The sequence below is a fragment of the Streptomyces sp. NPDC002265 genome, assembly GCF_040296125.1.
Taxonomy (GTDB): Bacteria; Actinomycetota; Actinomycetes; order Streptomycetales; family Streptomycetaceae; genus Streptomyces.
Genome location: NZ_JBEOWS010000516.1, coordinates 1 through 4,829, shown reverse-complemented (window position 1 = coordinate 4,829; position 4,829 = coordinate 1). Strand labels below are relative to the sequence as shown.

The 4,829-nt window shown below is 69.2% G+C and carries 5 protein-coding genes and 1 pseudogene; 3 read left to right on the top strand and 3 right to left on the bottom strand.

Annotated features, from left to right (window positions below; all coding sequences use genetic code 11):
• Nucleotides 1-399 (top strand): annotated as a pseudogene (locus tag ABT085_RS46920) (DUF2637 domain-containing protein); the annotation flags it as partial.
• A gap of 1,044 nt (nt 400-1,443) precedes the next feature.
• On the opposite strand, the gene ABT085_RS43800 reads toward ABT085_RS46920, so the two are convergent.
• Nucleotides 1,444-1,959 carry a putative immunity protein gene (locus ABT085_RS43800; protein WP_351622051.1) on the bottom strand — a complete coding sequence of 172 codons (516 nt, stop codon included), beginning with the start codon at nt 1,957-1,959 and terminating at the stop codon, nt 1,444-1,446.
• Between the two features lie 736 nt (nt 1,960-2,695).
• On the opposite strand from ABT085_RS43800, the gene ABT085_RS43790 reads away from it, so the two are divergent.
• Complete coding sequence (locus ABT085_RS43790) at nt 2,696-2,965, top strand: hypothetical protein (protein WP_351622048.1); 270 nt, start codon at nt 2,696-2,698, stop codon at nt 2,963-2,965.
• A 147-nt stretch (nt 2,966-3,112) separates the two neighbouring features.
• A complete protein-coding gene (locus tag ABT085_RS43785) occupies nt 3,113-3,448 on the top strand; it encodes a hypothetical protein (protein ID WP_351622046.1) in 336 nt (111 codons plus the stop codon).
• A gap of 204 nt (nt 3,449-3,652) precedes the next feature.
• On the opposite strand, the gene ABT085_RS43780 is transcribed toward ABT085_RS43785, so the two are convergent.
• Together ABT085_RS43780 and ABT085_RS43775 are read right to left on the bottom strand one after the other, a co-directional pair.
• Nucleotides 3,653-4,408 (bottom strand): 2-phosphosulfolactate phosphatase, encoded by a 756-nt coding sequence (locus ABT085_RS43780; protein WP_351622044.1) that lies wholly within the window; start codon nt 4,406-4,408, stop codon nt 3,653-3,655.
• A 27-nt stretch (nt 4,409-4,435) separates the two neighbouring features.
• A partial coding sequence (locus ABT085_RS43775) for an ATP-binding protein (RefSeq protein ID WP_351622041.1) occupies nt 4,436-4,829 on the bottom strand: 394 nt, incomplete at its 5' end.

The following is a 4,829-nucleotide window of genomic DNA, read 5'->3' as shown; positions in this document are numbered from 1 at the left end:
CAGGCACGCCTGCACTCCCGCTTCGGCCGCACCTGGCGGCGCAAGGCCCCGGTGGAGTCCCTGATGCCGCTGCGCCTGGCCCGCTACGGCGTCCCCCTGTCCGAGACCGCCCCGGCGGGCCTCGCGGCCGCGGGCATCGAACCGGTCCTGCTCCCGCCCGCCCCGCAGCCCGTGATCGCGGCAGACGCTCCGGCCCCGCTGGCCGCCGCGGCCCCGCGCGCGGCGGAGGCGGCCCCCGACCGGCAGCAGCACCCCGCCCAACAGCACCAAGGCCAACACAGCGGGGAACTCCTGCTGAAGGATCCCTCTCCGCAGGCAACGGGCACGCTCCCCGGCCCGGCCGGTCCCCACCACACCCGCCAGCTCGGCAAGGGCATCGATACCCCCGCCCCACGGCCCGCTCCCGCCATCGTAGCCGGGCCGACGTCACACCCCCGTCACGGTGCCTCCCCCAGCACCTGGCGCGACCACGGACACGAACGTGGAACCCCACCCGCCACCCACGCCCCCGCAGCCCCCATACCCCCACTGACCAGCCACACGGAGTCCGGCAACCCGATGGCATCCGCAGGCCAGGTGCATGCAGGCGTCTCCCCCACCGTCGACCCGGGCACACCCCACACCGTCCCGGCCCCCGGCTCCGTTGTCGGCCCGCAGGCGACCGGCCCCCGCAACGGCGCCACGGCGCACCACCCACCCCACACTCCCCCGGCTGCCGCACGGGCCCGTCGGGCCAAGCGCACGCAGCCCCTGCCGCCGGGAGGCCGGGCACGTCCCCCCACGTCGCAAGGCCGCCCGCAAGGAGAACAACTCACCGCGCCCGACCGCTACTACCTCGCATGGATGCAGTACCAGAGCGAACACGGCACCGAACCCACCGCCGAACAGCTCTCCGCCCACCTCGCCCACCAAGGACTCCTCGGACGCAGCCGCCGACCCGTCAGCCCCGCCAACCTGCGCCGCCACTTCCTGCGCTGGCGCGTCTACAACATCTGGGCCGAGCACCGGCAGCACACGCAGGCGCCCTCCAGCGCCGAAGTGGCACAAGAATGCGCGGCCCGTGGCATCACCGGCCAGTACAACCGGCCCGTCACCCCCCGCTACATCACCGACGAAACCCCCGACTTCGAACGCCGCCGACACGCCCTCACCACCCACCACACCCCCACCCACCCATGAATCGACACCGCACCCACCGCCCCGGGCGTGGGCCTGGCCCGCCCCCTCCACCGGGCCGGATCCGCATGACCGCATCCTGCGTGACAGAGCGCCCCCTGCAGGCCGCCCGCGGCGTCACTGCTGTTGCGCGGCGTTGCACCTGCCGACGAAGGGGCCGTTCACGACGCCGACGAACTCCGATGTCGCCGCCCCGCCGGCCGGTATCCCGGCGGGACATCGTCGGCGAGGTGCCGCATTCTTCGGCGACGTGCCAGTGGATCAGTCTCAGCAGTCAAACACCGACCAGCAGATGTCGTTCCTCAACCGCTGGTCGTCAAGCACGAGCTCGCGAATCGGCTCCGGGAGCTGCTCACGCTGCCACTGGCACTCATGCTGCCCTGCAGCCTCACTCTCGCCATCAGGCGCGGCAGCGCGTACGGCCTTGATCGCATAGGCAGCCGCACCGAGCTCGTGTGCGGCGACATGTGCAACAACCCCGGCCTGGCCCGCGGCGTCGGCGGCGTACCGTGCTGCGCCACGCAGATCCCGGGCCGCGCCCATCGCGTGGCCGCCCGCCGCACGAGCTGCCATCATCTTGACCTCGCCACGCACCCAGGCGCGGGCATGCTCGATCGCCCGGCGCGGCCGCGGGTCCTCAGGCCGAGCCGACTCGAACAGGTCAAGAACGTGCTCAGCGCAAACTGCGGCCCGCAGGGCCAGGAGATGGTGGTCCGCATCAGTGAGGGTCCCACCCCGGCAGATCGTCACGAAGCGAGGATCTCTGACCTTCGAGAGGATCAAAATAGGTACAACCCCGCACCACACATCCGACCCCCTCGGTCACCGACACCACCGAGCACCCCGCCATCAAGGGCAACATGTACTGCGCGACCGTCCCGGACATCTCCTCCCGACAGTTCGCATCCGCGGCCCCCGGGCGTATGCGAGAACGACACCGACCGGGAAGTCTCAGCCCTCGACCTGCGAACCGAGAGGTCGACCACCGGGACCACGGCGACCGGCTCCGGGCCGACGGGTGCACTGACCGGCTTGTAGTAGTCCGGTTCGACGCACATCGGCCAGGGCTCGTCGGCCGGCCATCAGCGGCCCGCCGATGGATGAAGCTCTCCTCCGGGCCGGGCTGCCCTGCCCGGGGGTACAGGACCATCGCTCCGAAGAATGCGAGGGCTGTTGCAACGACTGGTTGAGTCCAGGCCTCGTCCTTGCCGCCGAAACACCGCACCTATACCGACCGGTGCGCCTGCGCGCGCTGTAGTCCCACTTCGCGGCGACGAATCGGCGATGCCAGCCGAGCAGGGCGCCCGGAGTAACCGGGAAGACCTCGCGCCAGCGACACCGAGGTATCAGCCCCGACAAGGCAGCAAACCAGAACCGATCGACTGGCTCGTAGCGGACCGGGCTGGCCAGCTGCCGGCGGAGCACCCCGTTCTCGTGGCGCAGGACGAGAAGCTCAGCGTCTTTCGCCGCATCCCCGCGGAGCAGCAACGACGGCAGGGAGAGCAACTCCCGGGTCACCTTGTACAACAAGGACACGATCATCCGGGCATGCTCCCAGCCGACGAACCGTCACCGCTGCCACCTGCGACGACGACTTTTCGAGCGGCACACCCAGCTGCGAGACCTCACCGACGACAGCCCGCCCCTCGAACACGTCCTCAAACACCTCAACCAGCAAGGCATCACCGCCCAATACAGAAAACCCCTCGCCCCCGCCGACCTCACCCCGCACCTCACCACCTTCGAACGCCGCTACCACACCCTCAACCACCACACGCGCGAACCGTAAAAACCCCGCACGGCACGCACAGCCAGCCACACCGGAGAGACCCGGTTTGCTGCGCGGGACCGACCGGGGGCGACACACGGTCGCCCGACAGCACGCTTGCAGGCCGTCCCGCAAATGTGGCCCCCGCCTACCCGTGATACTTGGGCGATGGACAGCTACGAGGGCACCGCGACGCTTGAGTGGTGGGCCAACCGATCGACGTGCTTGGGCAGGATCGGTGTGCGAGTCGCGATCCGCGTCACCGGCAACCACTGGACGTGCGAGGCGACCGTCGAACCTCCCCTGCCTGCAAAGGACCGGGAGAACCTCGACTTCCTGATGGAGCTCGATCCGCTCTTCACCCTGCGCCTCGACGAGGAGAGCACACTGCTGGTCACCGCCCTCGCGGGCGAGGACGGACAACTCATCCTCACCGCCTACCCCGCAGAGGCGAACCCAGCCGATTCCGAGTGTGTCAATTCGACTGCTGATCCTGACTGTTGACGGTATTCACTGCTCGAGATCAGGCGGCCCTCGAAGGCGATCCGGCACGCATTCAGGGGCTGGCTTCGAACGAGTCCGATGGCCCCAGAGGAACGAGTCTTTTGGCCCCGATTAGCGATCTTTGCGCGGCGGTGTGAACGAGTCGATTGGCCCCACTCCGCGGTCGCTGACGGTCTGTGTGGCGTTCAGGTGCGGAGCGATCCGTCACTGAGTGACGGTGAACGCCCCGTCGATGAGGACGGGAACGGCGGTGCAGACGTCCAGTTCGGTGGCGACAAGGACATCCTCGGCAAATCCCCCACCGATGAGCTCCCGCCCGGAGGAGCTGGCGGCCACTGCGGCACCGATGTCCGGTGTGGCCTGGAAGACGGCCGCTGCCAGGGCGGCTTCCGGCGAGAGCGTGTCGCTGAGCCGTTCGCGCAGTGCGGCGATAACGGCTCCTGCGCCAAGCAGGTCTTCCATGGCGGGCCGCAGGCTCCCGTCGGGCCAGCGTTCGCCCGAGGCGATCACCGCGACGGGGCGGTCGGCGGTCCCGTAGCCCTGGCTAACGAGCCAGTGCGCCGCGGCCGTCGCGTTTCGGAGGGCCCCGGCAACCACACGTGACTCGCCGGCCGAGGCCGCGATGGCGGAACCGTTGGGTGAGGGAAGTACCAGGCGCGGGGTGAAGGGGGCACGTCGCAATGCTGCGGGAGAGAGCGACCATGGCGATGACGCGGTGGCCATACGACGGCCCACTGCCAGGTCTGCGCCTCTCTGATCGGCGAACGCGGAAGCGGTCACGTCACGCCAGCGGTAGGGGAAGACCCGCGTCCCGGACTCCACCGCGACCGTCACCGAGGTGGTAAACGACAGCACATCGACGACCACGACGCAGGCGACATCTGCTGCCAGCCGATCTGCGCCCGTGGGACCCCACTCGAAGCGGACCCCGTGGCCTGCCTGCAGAAACCAATCGTCCATGACCAATGATCCTGCCAGCGGAAGGGGTCAGGAACCTACGGTGGCCTCCTGGCGGGCTTTGGTGTGGGCGAGGCGGTAGGAGTCGCTGCCGGTCTCGATGATGTTGCCGCCGAAGGTAAGGCGGTCCACGATGGCCCCGCAGAGTCGGGGATCGGTGAACGTCTTGGTCCACGCAGAGAAGGACTCGTTGGAGGCGATGGCCATACTGTTCTTCTCCTCGCGCTCGGTCAGCACCTGGAACAGCAGCTCGGCGCCGCGCCGGTCCAGCTCCATATAGCCCAGCTCATCAATACAGAGAAGATCGACCCGTCCGGAGCGGGCGATCGTCTTCGTCAACAGCTTCTCGTCGGCGGCCTCGACGAGCTCGTTGACCAGCTTGGTCGCCAGGACGTACTTGACCCGGAAGCCAGCCATCGCGGCC

Coding starts and splice junctions, on each gene's coding strand:
- ABT085_RS43785 (WP_351622046.1), top strand. CDS start 3,113: ATGGACAGCTACGAGGGCACCGCGACGCTTGAGTGGTGGGCCAACCGA.
- ABT085_RS43780 (WP_351622044.1), bottom strand. CDS start 4,408: ATGGACGATTGGTTTCTGCAGGCAGGCCACGGGGTCCGCTTCGAGTGG.